This window comes from Mesoplasma corruscae, assembly GCF_002930145.1.
Classification (GTDB): Bacteria; Bacillota_I; Bacilli_A; order Mycoplasmatales; family Mycoplasmataceae; genus Entomoplasma; species Entomoplasma ellychniae.
Genome location: NZ_PHNF01000003.1, coordinates 20,575 through 40,485, shown reverse-complemented (window position 1 = coordinate 40,485; position 19,911 = coordinate 20,575). Strand labels below are relative to the sequence as shown.

Below are 19,911 nucleotides of genomic sequence, written 5' to 3'. Positions count from 1 at the left end.
CAAATAAATATGTATTCAAATCATTAAATAAAAATTGATTATCCTTTAAATGATCTAATGGGTGTGATTTCTTTGAATCAATAATTTTTTCTGAAACTATATGTTTATATTTATAAGGATATTCTTTTCTAAATGACTCTAATAATTTTCTAATAAATATTCTTGAATATATGAAACTATTGAAACGTTGACCGAATTACCAAACTGTTTGTTTATAAGAATAAAAATCTTTATTTTCTAATTTAATTTCATTATGCAACTTATAGTTTTTAGGGAAACTTTGCAAATTTGCAGTTTCTCTAGGTGTTAAATAACGCCATGCATTATTAAAATTATCATAAATTATAGGTATCTGAACCATTGCTACTAATGTAGGAAATTTTATCGGTCTCTTACATCTTATTCCTGACTGTCTTAACTGAATAAAAGAGTATTTTAAATCACTTATATCTTTACCTGCTTGTCATTCAAATTTTTGCTCACGTTTTTTTCATTTATTAACTTGGTATTTTATCAATCAGTTATCTATAAAATCTTTATTTATTTCGTAGATATTTCTCATATCTAAAATATATTTTTTTTCATTCAGGAAATCCTTCTAAATTATAATTTTTACCAAATTCATAAGTTCAAATTACTGGTAATGTTCTATCCACTTGTTTTTTTACATTTTTTAAGAAATCGTCTCAAGCTTCAAATACATTCAATAAGTATGAATCTTTCTTTTTATTTAAAATATATTTATCATCAACATTTTTTTTTAAAAAATTATCAAAAATATATTTTCTAATTTCATCAGGATTTGAATCATTATCGCAAATTCATTCAATTTTAAATTATCAAAATTGAATGAAATATATTCCTCTTTAATTGATGTTTTTTCTTTTAAAACTCCGGGAATAAATACACGTTGTCTTTCTTGTGGAATTCCAAATTCATGTGGTGACAATATAAGTGGTTTTTCAGGAATAATATAACCTAAATCATCTTTTAGAGTTTTAATTATTATATCTCATGTCTTTCCATTATCATGATTTACTAAATGTTTTACATTTTCTAATAAAATATACTTAGGTTTTTTATTTTTTAATATTTTTACAATATCAAAAAATAATGTTCCTCTTATTTTGTTTAAAAAACCTTTCTTTTTACCTGCATTTGAAAAGGTTTGACATGGAAAACCCGCAAATAAAAAATCATGTTCTGGGACTTGAGATGCATTTTCATCTAAATCACGAATATTAATAATTTTTTCTTTTGATATTGAAAAATTATTAGAATATGTTTGAATTGATTCTTGATCAATTTCACTAACGAATACACACTTAATATTATAATTATTTTTTTAGCAACTAATTCTAATGCCTTATGAAAACCACCAATACCTGCGAATAAATCAATAAACTTAACTTTTTTCATATAAATGAACTCCTTCTAAAGCGATATTAAAAACTAAATTAATTATAACATTTTAATCAAATTTTAGCCATTTACCCTTTTTAATTTTCTTTTTTTATAGTTTCTAATAACATTAAAAACTTATTTTTCTTAGTGTTTTTGATAGGGCATGTATGTAAGACTTCTTTATCTTCAATCTGGCTTTTGAGTATTATTTTTCCTATTAAATAAATTTTTAAAATTCAATTAATTTCAATATAGTAACCGATTTTATTTTTCTAATTAATCACTCACCAGAACGATTTGTATTTTTACTCAGTTCTTTCTTCTGGATCTGGATAGAATGACCACATAAAGTTATCTAATTATATTTTTAATTTCTTTATCCATTATTTATTAACTCCATTCTTATCAATAACTAAATTAAAATGCTTTTTGATTGAATACCTACTATATTAATATAGTTCCTCAAATCACTTTGTTATTTTTCTTTTTGGACCTTTTTATAGTTTTTTAGACACAAAGATATCTCAATAACATTACATTAATTGAATACCTTTAATGTTTAATAGAATGTGTTATTTTGGTTCAAAAGGATTATGAAATCTTTTTGTATTTTTTCATGTATCTTGATCAATTTGATTATTGTCGAAATTTGAATCATTATGTCCAACAAAAAACTTATGCACCCTTCGAAATAAAAATTATAAAAAATATCAATAAGTATTTACTTATTTTTCTCAAGAATAACCCTTATCTAATTTTATAAAATATTATATATTATTTTGTATCAAAATGATAAAATCTAAAAAAGAGGTAATAATGGCAATTAGGTATTTAAAAGTAGAATTTGGAAGTAAAAAATATTTAAAGTTAGGTTCAAAAAGCAATAAATACAGTTTTTCAGGAACAATATTTTATGTTTTTAATGAAAATGGTTTTATAACTCAAACATTTACTCAAATAAACGAAGGGTGTGAATATAGAACCAATGATGCTCAAATGCAAAAAACAGAATATTGGCGAAATCAAAAATTTATAGAATTAAGGAAAGAAATTTTTCCTTTTACTGATAAACCAGAGATAAAAACACTTACAAAAGAAGAAGTAAAAATAATAAATAGTAAAATGCAAAATAATAGTATTTTCACAACCCATTTAAAAACAAATGAGTTTTTAACAGGAAGCAATACATCTGGTTCTGAGACTAAGTTAAATAATTCACCAATTCTTATCGATGGTATTAAAAACAATACAACAAAATATAAATTTTATAGGTTTATTAATTTTTTTAAAAAAATAACTTTAAGTAAAGAAGGTAGAACAAAATTTGAATATACTGATTTAAAAGAAATTAATATGATCAACATTGATGATTTTTTTGAAGAATTTGATATTCATAAAAAAACTTTTTTAGAATACAATTTTGATATTTCAATAGATAACTATGAAGAATATGAAAATCAGAAATATGCAAAACTAGAAGATAATGTTCTGGCTGATACATTGATTTTAATTAAGCAAAAAAAAGTTTGTGATTCTTATTATAAAGAGGGATTAGAAATTCTTAAAAAAACATATGAGATGAATGAAATGACTGTAGAAACTTTCAAAAGAAGGCTTAGAACTATTTTCTCTTTTAGAGTTGAAGCTTTATCTAAAAAATTATTGATAAAAAACTACATTAAAAACTCAAACTTTCCAATAGTAGAAAAAGCACACATTGTACAATTTTCTTATTTGGTAGAGATACTTAAAGATTATGAATCAGCTATTGATCCGTACAACTGTTTATTATTAGAACCTAATTTACATAAAGCATTTGATTCAAATGAAATTTATTTTTCTTCAACTGGAAAAATAATATACAACAACACGCCAAGAGGTGAATTAATTCAAAAAGAATACAATCAAATTGAGTTAAAAGAAGAGATAGTCAAAAATGATAAGTTTTTAAAATACATAGAATGAGATATATCATTAAATAACAGAAAAATATTTAACTTTTAAGAAATGACTCGACATTCAAACTTTAACTTGATAAAATATAACGAAAGGAGAAATTATGATCAAATTAAATGTATTTGAAACATTTGCAGGCATAGGTTCGCAGCATAAAGCTTTAAAAAGAGTTAAAGAACAATTTAATGATTTTGATTTTAAAATTTCTTATACTAGTGAGTGATATTCTGATGCAATAATAGCATATGATGCAATTCATCATGATAATAAAAAGAACACAAAAATAACATTAACAGAACTAACTCAATACTTTTCAAAATTCACTTTTTCTAAAGATAGTAAAACCCCAATTGCTAATATTGAAACAAAAATTAAAAAGAACCCAAAATATTTTGAGACTCTTTATAATTCAAATATTAGAAATAATAATTTAGGAGATATTAAAAGCATAAAAGGAAGTCAGCTAGTAGAAAAAATAGATCTGCTTACTTATTCATTTCCATGTCAAGATTTATCTATAGCTGGCAAGGGTAAAGGAATGTCTGAAGAGACAAATTCTAGAAGTAGTTTACTTTGAAACATAAAAAGAATATTAGTTGAATTAAAAGAACACCAAAAACTACCTAAGTATTTATTGATGGAAAACGTTACAGCTATAAAACATATAAAACATGTTGACAATTTAAATTCATTTAAAAAAGAATTAAAAGAACTAGGGTATTCTTCTTTTGAATTTATTGAAAACGCTGTAGATCATGGAATTCCTCAACAAAGAAAAAGATTTTTTATGTTATCTATACTAGAATTTTCTGAAGACAATAAATTAAATCTTGAAAAATTTTATACAAAAAGCAATAGAAAATTTAAAGAATTTATAGAATGAAATAATATGCAATTAACTCCAAGGTGGGAACAATATGTATTAGCCATACAAAAATGTATTCATAATGATAACATTGAAAAACCATTGCAACACAAATTTAAGAATCTTAGTGTATACCCATCTTTTAATCAAGCTAATATAGTTCATGGAATAGAAGAACAAAATATATCAACAATAACATTTTCAGGAGAGAATTCTAGAATAAGAGTATTGAACCAAAACAACAACAATGAGTTTGAAGTTAAGAAATTATCGGGGTTAGACAATTTAAGACTTATGGGTTTTGACAAAAAAGATTATTCTAAAATGATTAAAATGAATTTGAGTGATGAGAAAATAAGGGGATTTGCTGGAAACTCAATAGTTGTTAATGTTTTAGAATCTATTTTTAAACTAATTTATGAATTAGAAAAAAGGAATCAATAATTTATGAAGAAGGTAACAATAATACTGATCGCTGGTGGTACTGCTTCTGGTAAAACAACTGTAGCTCATAGATTAGCTAATGAAATACTAAAAGATAAATCAGTAACTCATATATCAATGGATAATTATTATAAAGATTTTAGTGAGTTAACTTTTGATGAAAGAAAAAAAATAAACTTTGATCACCCTAATAGTGTTGATGTTGAAATGTTAACAAATGATTTAACTGCATTATTAGATTATCAACCAATTAAAGTTCCAATCTATGATTTTAAAACTTCTGCAAGAACAGAAGAGTTTATCACTTATAAACCAAGTGATGTAGTTATTTTGGATGGTATATTTACTTTAGCTATTAAAGATATACGAAAATTTGGTGATATTAAAATTTTTATTAAAACAGAAGATGATTTAAGATTTATCAGAAGATTACAAAGAGATATGATTGAAAGAGATAGAACTATTGAAAGTGTTATACATCAGTATTTAACTGAAGTTAAACCAATGCATGATACTTTTATTGGATCAAGCATTGAATATGCAGATTTAATTGTTCCTTATAAAGAAGGCAATGAAGTTGCAATTGATTTAGTGGCTACTAAAATCAGTAGTTTATTAAGTTAAAATAAGTATGTATTTGTGCTTTAATTAATATAAAGAGGTATATATGCATTCAGTATTAGATCAAATAGCTTCTATGTGTAGTGAAACTAAAAATACAACTTCTTGAAAGATTTCAAGTGAACTAATAAAGTTTTATAAGAACAAACAAGAATTACCTAATTTAGTAACTTTAGCTAATTCTTGTTTTGTATCTCCATCAATGATTACCAAGTTTTCTAAAAACTTAGGATTTAATGGATATAAAGAATTAAGCGTAAAAATGCAAATTGAAATAATTGATCGAAGTCATAAAAATATTAGCACTATTTTTGATAACTCAGATAGTTTATTTAAAGAAAATGAAATTAATGCTATTAATACTATTAGAGATTTTCAACTTATAAAAGAGAAGTTGAACTCTTTAATTAATCTAATAAAAAACGCTAATAAAATTTATATTTTTTCAACAAACTATTTTTCAGATGTTGCTAAATTAATGAATATCATGCTTTTATCTAAAGGGATAAATGTTGTTTACATGAATAAACTAAATAGCATGATATCAATTTTTGATAATATTTCTAAAAAAGACTTATGTTTATTTTTTATTGGGGGTAGTGGTTCAGATGAAATTAACTTTTATTTTCAACAATTATATAATAAATTTCAAGTTGAAAATATTTTTTTATTTTGTACACACTCTAAAATTTTTAAATTTAATTACCCCAATAATTCTATAATTATTGATACAGACTTTTTAAGTCATAATTTCTTTGAAAGAACATTTTCATTAAGCTATATTATTATGCAAATTGATTTACATTTAAATTAAATAAAACAAAAAAAATTACTTTATTTTTAAAGTAATTTTTTGTTATTAAGAGTTAATTTACTTATGATAAATTTTAGCTAAGTAATGCCCTAAAGCACCATCGTGAGAATCACATGAAACATCATAGGCTTTTGCTATGACTTCAGGTGTTGCATCTTTAACAGCAATACAATATTTTAAATTTTCAAAAACAGATATATCATTGTGACTATCTCCAAAGTAAATAACATTCTTTGGTTTCAAGGTTTGCTTTGTATCTTGATTGATAATATCTAAAAGTTTTAAAATACCGTTATATTTATTAGTTTCACCAATTACTAAATCAACACCATCAACAGATCACCAGGTTGCTTTAACATTGTACTTTGAGAATGTTTGTTCAATTATTTTTATTATTTCTGGTTTTTGTAAAAGATTAATTCTTTTCATAGTTATTTTAGGTGTATCATGGATTGAGTTAAGTATTTCATCAGTTAAAATTTGGTGATTATAATTAGCATCGCCTGTTTTTTGCACACTTCGCATTAAATCTCTAAAATCTTCATTTGAGTAATAAATTACATCACCTTTTTGAGAAGTTATGTCATAAACTAAATCAAACTTTTTAATAATTGTAATTATTTCTAACATTATTTTATGATTAAACACATTTTCAATTCAAGTTTTATTTGACTGAAAATCATGTATTAAATTTCCTGTACAAGAAATAAAATACTTATTAAATTCTTGAATATCACCAGTTAATTCATTAACTGCTCATTTCATAAAAAACGGAAGATTCCCAGTATTCATAACAACATAAACACCATCTTTAATTGCTTGTTTCAATCATCTGATATTGTTTATATGATTTTTGTGCTCACTTTTTTTGTTAGGGTCTAAACTATATAATGTTCCATCCATATCAGTAATGATAACTTTAATTTCATCGTTATTTATTTTAAACATTAATCCCCCTTTGTAACTATCACATTTGGTTGTAATTTAAGATTATTTTAAATCCTCTCCACCTGATGCAATCACTTTTTTATATCAGTAAAAAGAATCTTTACGGTAACGTTTTAAATCTTTTAAATCATCTTCGTCACGATTAACATAAATAAACCCATATCTTTTTGAAATTCCTTGGTGTGTTGATACTAAATCAATAGCACTTCAAGGGTTATAACCAATTAACTTAACTCCATCAGCTAAAATTAAAGGTATTTGAGCTATATGATCTCTTAAATAAGCAATACGATAATCATCGTGAATTTTTCCATCACTTGTTAAAACATCTTTAGCACCCAATCCGTTTTCAGTAATAATAATAGGTAAATTGTATCTATCATGTAATGCTCTTGAGGTCAATCTAAAACCAATTGGGTCAATTTGTCATCCATATGGTGTTTTTTCTAAATACTTATTATCAGCTGATTGGAACATATTTTCAATATTAAATCCCATTTCTTGATCTCCAACTTTGTATTCAGAATCTTTAATAGGAGCTTGTGCTGTTGTGCTATTGTAATAGTTAAAAGCAATAAAATCAATACTTACTGATTTAAACAACTCTTCATCTTCTGGTAGGATTACAACTTGATAGTTATTAGCTTTTCAATATTCAATTAAAATCTCACTGTAATATCCTTTTACAAAAGGATCTATATAACTTCAGTTTCTTAAAACATTCGCATTATCTGCTGCTAAAACATCACTTGGAGCACATGTTTTTGGATAAACTAATGATATATTTGGCGCAGGGCCTATTTTAGCACTTGGAGAAATCTTACGTAGTTCTTTAATTGCTAAAGCTTGTGCAACATTTGCATTATGAAATGATTGATAAGATTCAGTTCCAGTATCATGACCTTTTTTTTGTTTCCTTAATACATGTGAAAATAAAATTACCATATTTAATTCATTAATAGTTTGTCAATAATTAATTTTATCTTTAAACTCTAAAAATAGTGTTTTTGCAAATTTTAAATAAGCTGGTACCATCACTTCTCTATTAGCTCAACCACCTTTTTCTTCTAAAACAATTGGTGCATCAAAGTGATGAATTGTTACTAAAGGCTCGATTTCATGTTTTAATAATTCATCAATTAAATTATGATAGAATTCTAATCCTTTAGAATTGGGTTTATCCTCAAACCCTGTTGGATATATTCTTGTTCAGTTTATTGAAAATCGATAAGACTTAAATCCCATTTCAGCCATTAAGGCAACATCTTCTTTTCAATGATGATAATGATCAGCACAAACTTTAAAGTCTGTAATTCCTCCAACTTTTAAATCAGAAAGAAAACCACCATTTGAAACATCTTGAACTGATGGACCCTTACCATCAATATTTCAACCACCTTCAACTTGATAAGCACTAGTTGATGCTCCTCATAAAAAATTACTGGGTATTTTTTTCATATTTTCTCCTATGCATTTTTTAATGCTTTTTTAATTTCTTTTTTTGTTATAATGTTTATTTTTTTAGCCACTAATTCATAATTTAATTCTAGTGAATGAAGTGAGTTTCAATAATTATTCATAATTTTATTACAATCTTCAGAATTGTTTTCTTTAAATATTTTGTCAATAATATTTTCAATGTATTCAAACTTTGTATTTAAAGTTTTTGAAATTCATTGCATATCAGTTGCATTGTCTATTTGTAATTTTTCAATTTCTTTTTCTAATTTATGAGTTAATTCTCCATTTTTGATTAAATTATATTTATCAATTAATGGTTTTTGTTTTTCAATTTTTGCTTTTCCAATAATTTTGGATAATTCTATTTTTTTTATTTGATGTTTTAATTTTTCTTTTTGTTTTTCTAAGTGCATTTGTGCTTTGTCTAATGAAACAGATTTATTTGTGATTAAAACAATTTGATTTTCTATTTTTTTTAACTTTTCAATTTCTTCTTTTGAAAAAATATTTTTTAAATTTTTTATTTCGTTAGCATATTTTGTATTTAAATCTTTTAATTTTTGATGATTTTTTAATGCTAAAACTTTAATAAGTAAATTTGTTGTTTTACCAACACCTTTATTCTCATTAATTCTGTCAACATAAATCAGATAGCAAACAAAAGCTGCTAATGGAATTGCTAACAAGTTAGTAACTAATCAAAATACACAATTCATTACAGGAGTATTTGGTGCACCTATAAACACATTATTAACACTGTTTTTGCTTGGCTCCATTAGTAAAGCTGTAAATCCAAAAATTCCTAATCCTCCAGTAGTTCTATTTTCAACTCCTAAAAGTCCTGAAAATAGCCCAATAATCCCAGCTGTTATTAATCCTGCTAAAAATGGTCTTCATTTTGGAAGATTTATTCCATATAATATAGGCTCAGTAACCCCAACAATCCCACCAGGTAAAGCTGCTAAACAAGCCACTTTTGTAATTTTATTTTTTGTTAGAATACAAACTCCTATAGCAGCCCCAACTTGAGTAAAAACAGCAATATTTGTTGGTGCTAGTAAAGTTGAAGGTATTCCTTGAGATACTGCTATTGATATCGGCACAATTATTGATGTGTGCATACCTGTTAAAACTAAAGGTTGTCATACTATGGCAAATAATCCAACTCCAATTCCGTATGGTATTTGTGATAAAAGCCCCATAAATTTTGTTATTCCTTGTTCAATTAAAAATAAAATTGGTCCTAAAGCAAAGAATATTAAAATAAACACAAACATCACACCCAATAAAGGTCTAAATAAAACATCAATTGAAGTTGGCATTCATGTTTTAATCCATTTGTCTGCATAATACAAAATAAAAGCAGATACAATGTGAGGAATAATTGATGAAGAATAAAAACTTATTTTAACTGAAAAGTTTCCTATTGAGAAAAGCGATAAGTTAGGAACTAAACCTAATCCTAATGTAGCCCCAGCAATCATTAATGATACAAATATTTGAATTATCTCAGGACCGCCTAACCATTTTATCGTGTTATAACCAATATATATACCTAAAAGTTTTAAACCAGTTTCAGCAGCTACATTCATAAATACTGAAAAAGCATCGACTTGCATGTTTATAGGTGAACCTAACCCAATTTTCATATCAACAATAGCACCAGTCATAACTAAGATTGTTTTTATTCCCATTAATAGACCAGATGTCATCATTATAGGCAATGCTGGTAAAATAATAGCTGCAAAAGCTTGCATTAATTTTTTAGGTATTGAAACTTTTGTAAAAGTTCTTGCATTTGATTTTTCATTTGGGTTTTTATGCAAATTTTCTACGTGCTCTAAAACTGCATCTTTAACTTTGTAAACTTCACCACCAATAACTATTTGTATTTGATTACCAGCTCAAAGCACACCTTTAACAATTGATAATTGTTTAATAGCTTCTTGATCTACTTTGTTTTTATCTATTATTTCAAACCTTAGTCTTGTCATACAATTATAAACATTTGTATAATTAGACTCACCTCCAATCAAATTAAAAATCTTACCAGCAGTTATTTGATAATGATTTTTTGACTCTAAAATTTCTTTAATATCATCAGTATAACTTACTTCTTTTTGAACATCATTATGAGTAAAAGTTCCAATCAAATCACCTTGTTTAACTTCACCATCTTTTTGCATTTCAAATTTTCATCCAGTAAATTCATTTAAATCTAAAACAATTGGTGTTGCTTTTAACATTTTATGTTTTTCAATCATTTTAAAATCAACAGCTACTATTTCTTTTTTTAAAGAAAGTTTATCACCAATTTGAGCTTTTACATCAAATGGCTTTCCTTCTAAATTAACTGTATCTAAACCAATATGCATTAAAAATGCTGGTCCTTGTGAATCTTTAAAATAATAAGCATGCTTTGTATTAAAAATCTGTATCAATTCACCTTCAGCCAATGGAGAAAAAAACACATTTGATTTTGGTTCAATATAAAAACCAATACCTAGCATTTCTTCTGAAAAAACTCCATCATTTAATTCAACTAATGGTTTAACTATTCCATCAACAGGTGAATAAATCTTAATTATTTTTTTCATTTTAATCCTTTCATTTTTATATCATTAATTTAAATCTAATTTTATTATTTTTAAGTTGTGCAAAAACAACGATTGTATTTTCACATTTACAAAATTCTGATTTTAAATTAAAATTACAAGCTAACTTCTTCAAAATTAAAGTTTTCCAGTTTTTCTAAAGTTTTTAAATCAGTGGAATGAAGATTTTTTATAACGTTTACCTGTACCTTTATGATAATCATCATAATCGACATAGATCATACCATACCTTTTAGACATCTCATTTGTAGAAGCTGAGACTACATCAATTGGTGTTCACATTGTATAACCAAAAAGGTCTACGCCATCTTCGATAGCTAGTAATAATTGTTTAATATGAGATTTTAAATAATCAATTCTGTAATAATCATCAACAGTTTCATCAGAGTTTAATTCTTCTAAAACACCAATTCCATTTTCTGAAATAAATAAAGGTAAATTGTAACGATTTCATAAATCATTGAGAGTTATTCTTAAACCTATAGGATCAATTTGTCATCCTCACTCAGTTTCTTTTAAGAAAGGATTTTTTCCTAATAAAACTAAATTGCTTGAATTTACTTCTTCGTTTTTTTGACCCATTGTGCCTGAAGAATAATAACTAAATGAAATAAAATCAACTGTATTTTCTTTTAATAAATTTAAGTCATAATCACTTATGTCTAAAACGATACTATTATTTTTAAAATATTTTAGCATGTAAGTTGGATAAAAACCTTTAGCCATCACATCAAAAAAGAAATATTTCATTAACTGTTGGTATTTTTCATTTTCTAAAACGTTAATTGGATTGCAATCTATTGGGTAGGTGCTAATATTGGCTACCATACACCCTATGTGAATATTTTTATAGTCACTATGTGCTAATTTAACAACTTCAGCTTGTGCTATAAATTTGTGATGTAAAGACTGATATGAAGCTTGTAAATATTCGTGTTCATTTTTAAAGTCTTCTCTAAAAATTCCAGCTCCAGAATCAGGGGCCATGAGCACAGTATTTATTTCATTAAATGGCATTCAATATTTTACATATTGGTTAAATTCTTTAAATAAAACTTTAACTAGTTTCATAAATAATTTAATTGTCACAGGATTTAATCAACCATTATATTTTTCAATTATTGAATAAGGTAAATCTGAGTGCTCAATTGTTACTACTGGTTCTATGGAATTTTTATGACATTCTGTAAAAACATTTTTGTAAAATTCAATAGCCTCTTTGCAAGGATTTTCTTCATCCCCCTTTGGAAAAAATCTAGCTCAAGAAATAGAAAGTCTAAAAACATTCATTCCAGATTCTTTAAATAAAGCAATATCTTCTTTGTAGTTATTATAAAAATTAATTCCATATCTTTTTGGATAATGTAAACCTTTATCATTTTTTATGGAATCAATGTAGTCTTGTTTATTGTAAGCAAAAACTTCGGATAAATTCTTTCTATTTAATTTAGGGTTAAATGGTCTCATTTCAGAAATAGTTAAACTTTTACCGCCAATATCATAGCCACCTTCTATTTGACATGCAGAAGTTGCACCACCCCACAAAAAATCTTTATTATTTTTGTACATTTTTATTCTCCTTATTTGAAATTTTTAAATTTTTATTATTAATTAAAATTGGTTTTTTCTCGACTAATTGATAAGTTATTTGTAAAGAGTTAAGAGAATTTCAGTAATCATTTTTTATATCTAAAAGAACATCTGAGTTATTCTGTGAATTAATTTCTTTGATTTTATTTAAAATTAATTTTATTTTTGAGTTTACAAATTCATTAATTCACACAATGTTTTTTTCATTATTAACTTTAAGTTCAATTAATTCATTTTCAACTTTTTTAAGATTTGTCTTATCAACATACATTTCATATTTGTCAATAAGTATTTCTTGCTGAAGTAATTTTTCTTTTTCATCCATTTTTGATGTTTCAATTTTAGTAACTTGATTAAATAGCTTTTGATGTTTTTTTTCAATTTGTTCTTCTTTTTTTGCTAATAAAACATTTTTGTTTGTTATTAAGATTAATTCATTTTCAATTTCTTTTATTCTTTCAACATCATCTTGTGTTATTACATTGTTTAATGAACTTAAATAATTAGAATCTAAATTTTTTACTTTTTGATTTGTTATTTTTGCAAGCATTTTCATATATTTTTTATTAGTTTTTGCAATTGATTTTTTTTCACTTAAACGGTCGTAATACATAATATATGATAAACAAAGTGCTAATACTGATACAGCCACAATAGCTAAGAATCACAATATAGTGTTTAAGACAAGTCCATTAGCTGAACCTGTAAAAATGTTTGCAAAAGAATTTGGTTTTGGAGGAATCAAGATTCCTGTAAAACTTAAAATACCACTACCTGACATTACTCTTGCTTCAATCCCTAGTAAACCAACAAATAAACTAATGATCGCTGTTGAAATTAAAGCTGCTATAAATGGTTTTATTTTTGGCAAATTTATTCCATACATTATAGGTTCTGTTATGCCTAAAAGCCCACCAGGGATTGTTGCTAGTGCTGCAACTGTTGTAATTTTATTTTTAGTTTTTAAACCAACACCAATCACAGCTCCTAATTGTGCAAAACCACTTATTGTAATGGATGTAATTAAAACTGAAGGTTCTCCACCAATAAGTGCCATTGAAACTGGTATTCCCGGAATACCAGCCATGCCAATCAATACCAACGGTTGTCATAGAACACCAAATAAGCAACAACCAATACCATAAGGGATTGATGATACAAAACCAACCACACTTCCTAATCCTTGTTCGATTAAAAAAAGAAAAGGCCCTAAAATAAAATAAATTGATCCAAAGACTATAACAGCTGATAAAAAAGGTCTAAAAATTATATCTAATGAACTAGGAACTCAATTTTTTAAGAATTTGTCAACATGATATAAAATTACCGCTGATACCATATGAGGAATGATTGAATTTGTATAAAAACTTAATTTAAAATCGATGCTTCCTAAAGAAAATAAATTGACTGATGGTAAAGAACTTAAACCAATTGTAGCTCCAGTTATGATTAATGAAATAAAAATTTGAGTTAATTCAGGCCCTCCTAAATATCTGATAGTGTTATAGGCTATAAATATTCCTAAAAGTTTTAAACCGGTTTCTGACAATACATTTACAAATATTGAGAAAGCATCAATATTTGTATTTAATTGTCCGCCAATTCCCATGTCTTGAATTGAGTTTGTTAAAACTAAAATTGATTTAATTCCCATAAGAAGCCCTGAAGCCATTAAAACTGGAATGTTCGGAACTATAATTGCAATAAAAGCTTTTATAAGCCGCATAAAGAAATTAGTTCTTGCTTTAATATTAATTTTTTCATTTTGAGCAAGTGTTGAGTGTTTGGAATTTTCAATATTTATTAACAAAGCATCTTTAACTTTGTATACATCTTGTCCGATGATTATTTGAATTTGGTTACCAACTCAAACAACACCTTTAACTGTTGCGATTTTTTTAATCGACTCATTATCAACATTATCTTTATTAATTATTTCAAATCTTAAACGAGTCATACAATTGTGTACTTGAGTGTAATTGCTTTGCCCCCCAACTAAATTTAAAATTTTTTCAGCTAGAATACTATATTTGTTTTTAGATTCTAAAATATCTAAAACAATATTTCTAACATTTTTTTCTTCCTTTTGAACATCATTATGAGTAAAAGTTCCAATCAAATCACCTTGTTTAACTTCACCATCTTTTTGCATTTCAAATTTTCATCCAGTAAATTCATTTAAATCTAAAACAATTGGTGTTGCTTTTAACATTTTATGTTTTTCAATCATTTTAAAATCAACAGCTACTATTTCTTTTTTTAAAGAAAGTTTATCACCAATTTGAGCTTTTACATCAAATGGCTTTCCTTCTAAATTAACTGTATCTAAACCAATATGCATTAAAAATGCTGGTCCTTGTGAATCTTTAAAATAATAAGCATGCTTTGTATTAAAAATCTGTGTCAATTCACCTTCTGCCAATGGAGAAAAAAACACATTTGATTTTGGTTCAATATAAAAACCAATACCTAGCATTTCTTCTGAAAAAACTCCATCATTTAATTCAACTAATGGTTTAACTATTCCATCAACAGGTGAATAGATCTTAATTATTTTTTTCATTTTAATCCTTTCTATTTTTTCAAGATAATTTTATGATTAAAACAATTCTAATTTTTGAAGTTTAAATGGCATGTAAAAAACAATACACTTTGTGAAATATTTCACACTTATTAGATTTTTAAATATTAAAAGTCTTTTGATTATTATTTTGCTGATTTTTATAATATAATAAAAAATATTTTAAAAGAGGTGATAATATGTCAATTGGCACTGTATTTTTATCTGAAATAATTGGTTCGTTAGTTTTGTCACTTTTAGGCAATGGTGGTATGGCTAATCAATTATTAACTAAAAAGAAGCCAAACGAAGTAATTATTGCCATTTGTTGGGCTTCTGGAGTAACTGTTGGAATAGTATTCTCTTTAATGCTTGGGGGTGTTGGACATCTCAATGCTATTATTTCTTTATTTTATTTAATCTATAATTGAAGTTCGATTGGGCCATATTGATTGTTTTGGATATTTATCATTGCACAAATTATAGGTTTTGTCTTAGGACAAATTTGTGTTGTTTTTTTGTATCAAGGAAAAATAAAACAATCTTTGGCTGATGGGTTTAAACAAGAATATTTAAACTCATATTGTTATACAAGAAACAATGAAAAATTTATGAAAGTTTTTATCGCTGAATTTATCGGTGCTATTTTCTTCTTATTAGCAATTTATTTTATAATTGAAAATCCTCGTCAAATATTAAGTCCTCACACTTCTTTTATTTTCATTTTTATTATTGTTATTTGTATTGTTTTATCACTTGGTGGTGTTACAGGACCTTCATTATCTCCAACAAGAGATATTTCATTAAGACTTATGCATAAAATAATTCCTTTTAAAAATAAAGGTTCTAGTGAATTTAAAGAGAGTGTTCCACTGATTTTAGGGTCTATTTTGGGAACAATAGTGATAGGGTTAGTATTTTTAATAATTTAAAACTTATTTATAATAAACTCTAAAATTTGTTTTTATCTTTTTGTTTTGAAAATAAACTTAGATTACTTTTTAGTTTTTTGTTTATAATATAAATCGTTAAATAGAAAAGTTAATTATTGGTAAAGAATTTAAATATGATGAATCAGCTATTCACGTCTTCAAAGAACTAAAAGCTGTTGAAAAACCTCCTGAAATGTATATTGCTTCAACTGACACACGAGGTCTTCACCATTTAGTTTGAGAAATAGTTGATAACTCAATTGATGAAGTTTTAGCTGGATATTGTAATGAAATTAATGTTGTATTAGAAAAAAATGGAAGTGTAACTGCTTCAGATAATGTTATATGATTTCCAATTGGAATCATACCACTAGTAAATCAGCACTAGAAGTAATTTTTAGTAACAATTTATAAAGACAAACAAGTTCATGAAATAGAGTTTGGTAATGGAGGGAAATTAGTTCAACCATTAACTCAAGTTTCAAAAACATATAAAACAGGCATGACTGTTAAATAATTAATGAAGAAAAAACCATAAGTTATACTTTAGATAATATGATCTATTTTGTATTTGAAAATTTAAAATGCACACAACTTTTAGTAATGCATACCCAAGATAAAACAAAAGCTTTTGATATCTCTTATAATGCTGACAAATGGGATTTAGGTTATTATCATAAAAAATATAAGTTGATTAATTTAAAAAGGAGAACTATGTTTAAAATTAATAGCGATGAAATTAAAATAATTATAACTGATATAGACGGCACATTATATCCAATGGATCATAAAGCATTATGACGTGTCAATAATCAGCAAAATATTGATTGAGTTAAAAAAGCAATTCAAAACAATATATACTTTGTAATGAATACAGGTAATTTACCATTCTTTTTAAAAGATATGTTAATTGATATTTCAGGTGAAATTAATGATTACAATAAATATTTTATTTCTTGCACTGGCAATTTAATTTACAATTTTAAGACAAATGAGTCTATAGTTGAAAACTATTTTGATAAAGAATTAATAATGAAAATTGTTGATAAAATAAAAAAGTACAAATTAGTTTATTTTATTGCTAGTGAAAACGGGGATGTGATCTATTTTTCTGATCGTGTGTTTAAAGAAAAATTAATACAACAAGACAATTCATTGAATGGTCGTTTACATCGAAAAGATTTAACACAAGAAATTTTAAATAACTTTAAATATTCACCAAGAATATCCATGAAAAATGTGCTACCTCAAGATAAACTTGAAATAATTAAAATATTTGAAGAAGAATTTAAAGATGAAAAAATTAATACCACATGGTGATCTGATGATGGTGTTGATTTAACGATAGGTACAACTAATAAATATAATGGAATTAAACATTTGTTAAAAATTATAAATAGTGAAAATGATACTAATTTAACATTAAATAATGTTATTTATTTTGGTGATAATGAAAATGACTTATCAGTCTTTAAAAATCTTAAATACTGTATAGCTGTAAATGATGCTATACCAGAGATTAAAGAACTTGCATTTGATATATCATGTGATTCAAAAGATGGGGCAATTGGGTTTTATTTAAAAAAAATATTAGTTTAATTAAAGTAAAAACTTAGATTTTTACCTAAGTTTTGAAAATAAAAAATTAATCAAATTTAATTAATACTTTTAATAATTGTTTTGTGCTTTAATAATCCTTATGTTGTGTGGGTAATGAAAATATTGTATAATATAATTTGTTAAATAGAAAAGGTGAATCAATGGCTAAAGAAGTTAAATATGATGAATCTGCTATTCAGGTCCTGGAAGGACTAGAAGCAGTTCGTAAACGTCCTGGAATGTATATTGGTTCAACTGACACACGTGGACTTCACCATTTAGTTTGAGAAATAGTTGATAACTCAATTGATGAAGCTTTAGCTGGATATTGTAATGAAATTAATGTTGTATTAGAAAAAAATGGAAGTGTCACTGTTTCAGATAATGGAAGAGGAGTTCCAACAGGAATGCACGCGACTGGTAAATCAACACCAGAAGTAATTTTTAGTATTTTACATGCTGGTGGTAAATTTGGTGGAAGTGGATATAAAACTTCTGGAGGATTACATGGAGTTGGTTCAAGTGTTGTTAATGCTTTATCTAAAAAATTCAAAGTAACAATTTATAGAGATAAACAAGTTCATGAAATAGAGTTTGGGAATGGTGGGAAATTAGTTCAACCATTAACTCAAGTTTCAACAACTTATAAAACAGGAACTATGGTTAACTTCTTACCAGATGATTCAATTTTTAATACAACTAAATATTCATTTTCAGTTATTAGTGAAAGATTAAAAGAATCAGCTTTATTAAATTCAGGATTAAAAATAGCCTTAGAAGATAAAATAAATTCTAAATCAGTTGAATATCAATTTGAAAATGGATTAATTGAATTTGTTAAAGAATTATCTAGTGAGTTTACACCAATTACTGAACCTATCACAATTAAAAATGCAGCTAAAAGAATTGAATCTGAAATATGTTTACAATATACAGAAGATTTTAATGAAACTATTTTAGGATTTGCTAATAATGTTAAAACAGGAGATGGTGGAACACATATAACTGGATTTAAAATTGGATTAGTTAGAGCAATTAATGATTATGCTAAAAATAACAAAATATTAAAAGATAAAGATGCTCGTTTAGATTCAAATGATTTAAGAGAAGGATTAGTAGCTATTGTGACTGTTAAGATTCCTGAAGATCTAATCGAATATGAAGGACAAACAAAAGCAAAACTAGGAACTCCAGATGCTAAAAATGCAGTTGAACAAGTTGTTTATGATTTTATGAACTTTTGATTAATTGAAAATAAAGTTGCTGCTACTAAAATTATTGAAAAAGCAATTCTTGCAAGAAAAGCAAGAGATGAAGCTAGAAAAGCCAGACAAGCTGTTAGAGATTCTAAAGGTAAAAAAACTTCAAGAACAATGCTTGGAAAATTAACACCAGCTCAAGGTCGAAAAAAAGAAATTAATGAATTATACCTTGTTGAAGGAGATAGTGCTGGGGGTAGTGCTAAATCTGGCAGAGATAGAGTTTTTCAAGCCATTTTACCTTTAAGAGGAAAAGTGATTAATTCTGAAAAAGCTAAGTTGAATGAATTGTTAAAAAATGAAGAAATTCAAACAATTATTGCAGCAATTGGAGCTGGAATTGGTCAAGATTTTGATGTTAGTGATATTAACTATGGAAAAGTTATTATTATGACTGATGCTGATACTGATGGAGCACATATTCAAACATTATTGTTAACTTTCTTTTATAGATATATGAAAGACCTTATTACTAACAAACATATTTTTATTGCTTTACCTCCATTATATAAAGTTACATTTGCTGATAAAAAATTCATATACTTGTGAGATGAAATAGAATTAAATGACTTTAATAAAGTTAATTCAAAGAAATTTGAATTACAAAGATATAAAGGGTTGGGTGAAATGAATGCTGATCAATTATGAGAAACAACAATGAATCCTCAAGCTAGAAAATTAATTTTAGTAACAATTGAAGATGTATTATTAGCTGAAAAATCATTTAGAACCTTAATGGGTGAAGATGCTGAAAAAAGAAAAGAATGAATACAAGAAAATGTTAAGTTTACTTTAGAAGATGAACAAATAGATATTATTAATAATTAAAAAAAGAAAGGAAAA

General features: G+C 25.7%; 15 protein-coding genes and 1 pseudogene. 8 read left to right on the top strand and 8 right to left on the bottom strand.

Annotation, left to right across the window (positions count from 1 at the left end; all coding sequences use genetic code 4):
* Positions 1 to 196 precede the first annotated feature (196 nt).
* The 3 genes from MCORR_RS03610 to MCORR_RS03910 all read right to left on the bottom strand — a co-directional run bounded on the left by MCORR_RS03610 (position 197) and on the right by MCORR_RS03910 (position 1,419).
* Positions 197 to 562: a DNA cytosine methyltransferase gene (locus tag MCORR_RS03610; RefSeq protein ID WP_104208209.1), complete on the bottom strand. Its 366-nt coding sequence runs from the start codon at positions 560 to 562 to the stop codon at positions 197 to 199.
* A 198-nt stretch (positions 563 to 760) separates the two neighbouring features.
* Positions 761 to 1,291, bottom strand: coding sequence for a DNA cytosine methyltransferase (locus tag MCORR_RS04010; protein WP_425437735.1), 531 nt, complete (start codon positions 1,289 to 1,291; stop codon positions 761 to 763).
* Positions 1,228 to 1,419 (bottom strand): DNA cytosine methyltransferase, encoded by a 192-nt coding sequence (locus tag MCORR_RS03910; protein ID WP_245851784.1) that lies wholly within the window; start codon positions 1,417 to 1,419, stop codon positions 1,228 to 1,230. Before MCORR_RS03910 ends, MCORR_RS04010 begins: the two co-directional genes overlap by 64 nt.
* A gap of 801 nt (positions 1,420 to 2,220) precedes the next feature.
* On the opposite strand from MCORR_RS03910, the gene MCORR_RS03600 reads away from it, so the two are divergent.
* From MCORR_RS03600 to MCORR_RS03585, 4 genes are read left to right on the top strand one after another with little or no spacing between them, the layout of a single operon-like run.
* Positions 2,221 to 3,408, top strand: coding sequence for an MAG4270 family putative restriction endonuclease (locus MCORR_RS03600; RefSeq protein WP_181021232.1), 1,188 nt, complete (start codon positions 2,221 to 2,223; stop codon positions 3,406 to 3,408).
* A gap of 55 nt (positions 3,409 to 3,463) precedes the next feature.
* Positions 3,464 to 4,669 (top strand): DNA (cytosine-5-)-methyltransferase, encoded by a 1,206-nt coding sequence (gene dcm, locus MCORR_RS03595; RefSeq protein WP_104208207.1) that lies wholly within the window; start codon positions 3,464 to 3,466, stop codon positions 4,667 to 4,669.
* A gap of 3 nt (positions 4,670 to 4,672) precedes the next feature.
* A complete protein-coding gene (gene udk, locus MCORR_RS03590) occupies positions 4,673 to 5,293 on the top strand; it encodes a uridine kinase (protein WP_104208206.1) in 621 nt (206 codons plus the stop codon).
* Between the two features lie 43 nt (positions 5,294 to 5,336).
* Complete coding sequence (locus tag MCORR_RS03585) at positions 5,337 to 6,104, top strand: MurR/RpiR family transcriptional regulator (RefSeq protein ID WP_104208205.1); 768 nt, start codon at positions 5,337 to 5,339, stop codon at positions 6,102 to 6,104.
* Between the two features lie 57 nt (positions 6,105 to 6,161).
* Here the strand turns inward: MCORR_RS03585 and MCORR_RS03580 are convergent, their stop codons facing one another.
* The 5 genes from MCORR_RS03580 to MCORR_RS03560 form a co-directional block, all read right to left on the bottom strand.
* Positions 6,162 to 7,052: an HAD hydrolase family protein gene (locus MCORR_RS03580; protein ID WP_104208204.1), complete on the bottom strand. Its 891-nt coding sequence runs from the start codon at positions 7,050 to 7,052 to the stop codon at positions 6,162 to 6,164.
* Between the two features lie 42 nt (positions 7,053 to 7,094).
* Entirely contained in the window at positions 7,095 to 8,510 is a 1,416-nt protein-coding gene (locus tag MCORR_RS03575) for a glycoside hydrolase family 1 protein (RefSeq protein ID WP_104208203.1), read from the bottom strand.
* A gap of 8 nt (positions 8,511 to 8,518) precedes the next feature.
* The gene (locus MCORR_RS03570; RefSeq protein WP_104208202.1) at positions 8,519 to 11,110 is read right to left on the bottom strand and encodes a PTS glucose transporter subunit IIABC; all 2,592 of its coding nucleotides are present in this window, start codon (positions 11,108 to 11,110) and stop codon (positions 8,519 to 8,521) included.
* A gap of 135 nt (positions 11,111 to 11,245) precedes the next feature.
* Positions 11,246 to 12,697, bottom strand: a complete 1,452-nt coding sequence (locus tag MCORR_RS03565; protein WP_104208201.1) for a glycoside hydrolase family 1 protein — start codon at positions 12,695 to 12,697, stop codon at positions 11,246 to 11,248.
* Positions 12,684 to 15,281 (bottom strand): glucose PTS transporter subunit IIA, encoded by a 2,598-nt coding sequence (locus MCORR_RS03560; protein WP_104208200.1) that lies wholly within the window; start codon positions 15,279 to 15,281, stop codon positions 12,684 to 12,686. Before MCORR_RS03560 ends, MCORR_RS03565 begins: the two co-directional genes overlap by 14 nt.
* A gap of 197 nt (positions 15,282 to 15,478) precedes the next feature.
* Between MCORR_RS03560 and MCORR_RS03555 the strand changes: the two genes are divergently transcribed.
* The 4 genes and pseudogenes from MCORR_RS03555 to parE all read left to right on the top strand — a co-directional run bounded on the left by MCORR_RS03555 (position 15,479) and on the right by parE (position 19,896).
* Complete coding sequence (locus MCORR_RS03555) at positions 15,479 to 16,210, top strand: aquaporin (protein ID WP_104208199.1); 732 nt, start codon at positions 15,479 to 15,481, stop codon at positions 16,208 to 16,210.
* A 115-nt stretch (positions 16,211 to 16,325) separates the two neighbouring features.
* Positions 16,326 to 16,721, top strand: a pseudogene (locus MCORR_RS04005) (DNA topoisomerase IV subunit B); the annotation flags it as partial.
* A 203-nt stretch (positions 16,722 to 16,924) separates the two neighbouring features.
* Entirely contained in the window at positions 16,925 to 17,809 is an 885-nt protein-coding gene (locus MCORR_RS03545; protein WP_181021231.1) for an HAD hydrolase family protein, read from the top strand.
* Between the two features lie 161 nt (positions 17,810 to 17,970).
* The gene (gene parE / locus MCORR_RS03540) at positions 17,971 to 19,896 is read left to right on the top strand and encodes a DNA topoisomerase IV subunit B (RefSeq protein ID WP_104208196.1); all 1,926 of its coding nucleotides are present in this window, start codon (positions 17,971 to 17,973) and stop codon (positions 19,894 to 19,896) included.
* Positions 19,897 to 19,911 lie beyond the last annotated feature (15 nt).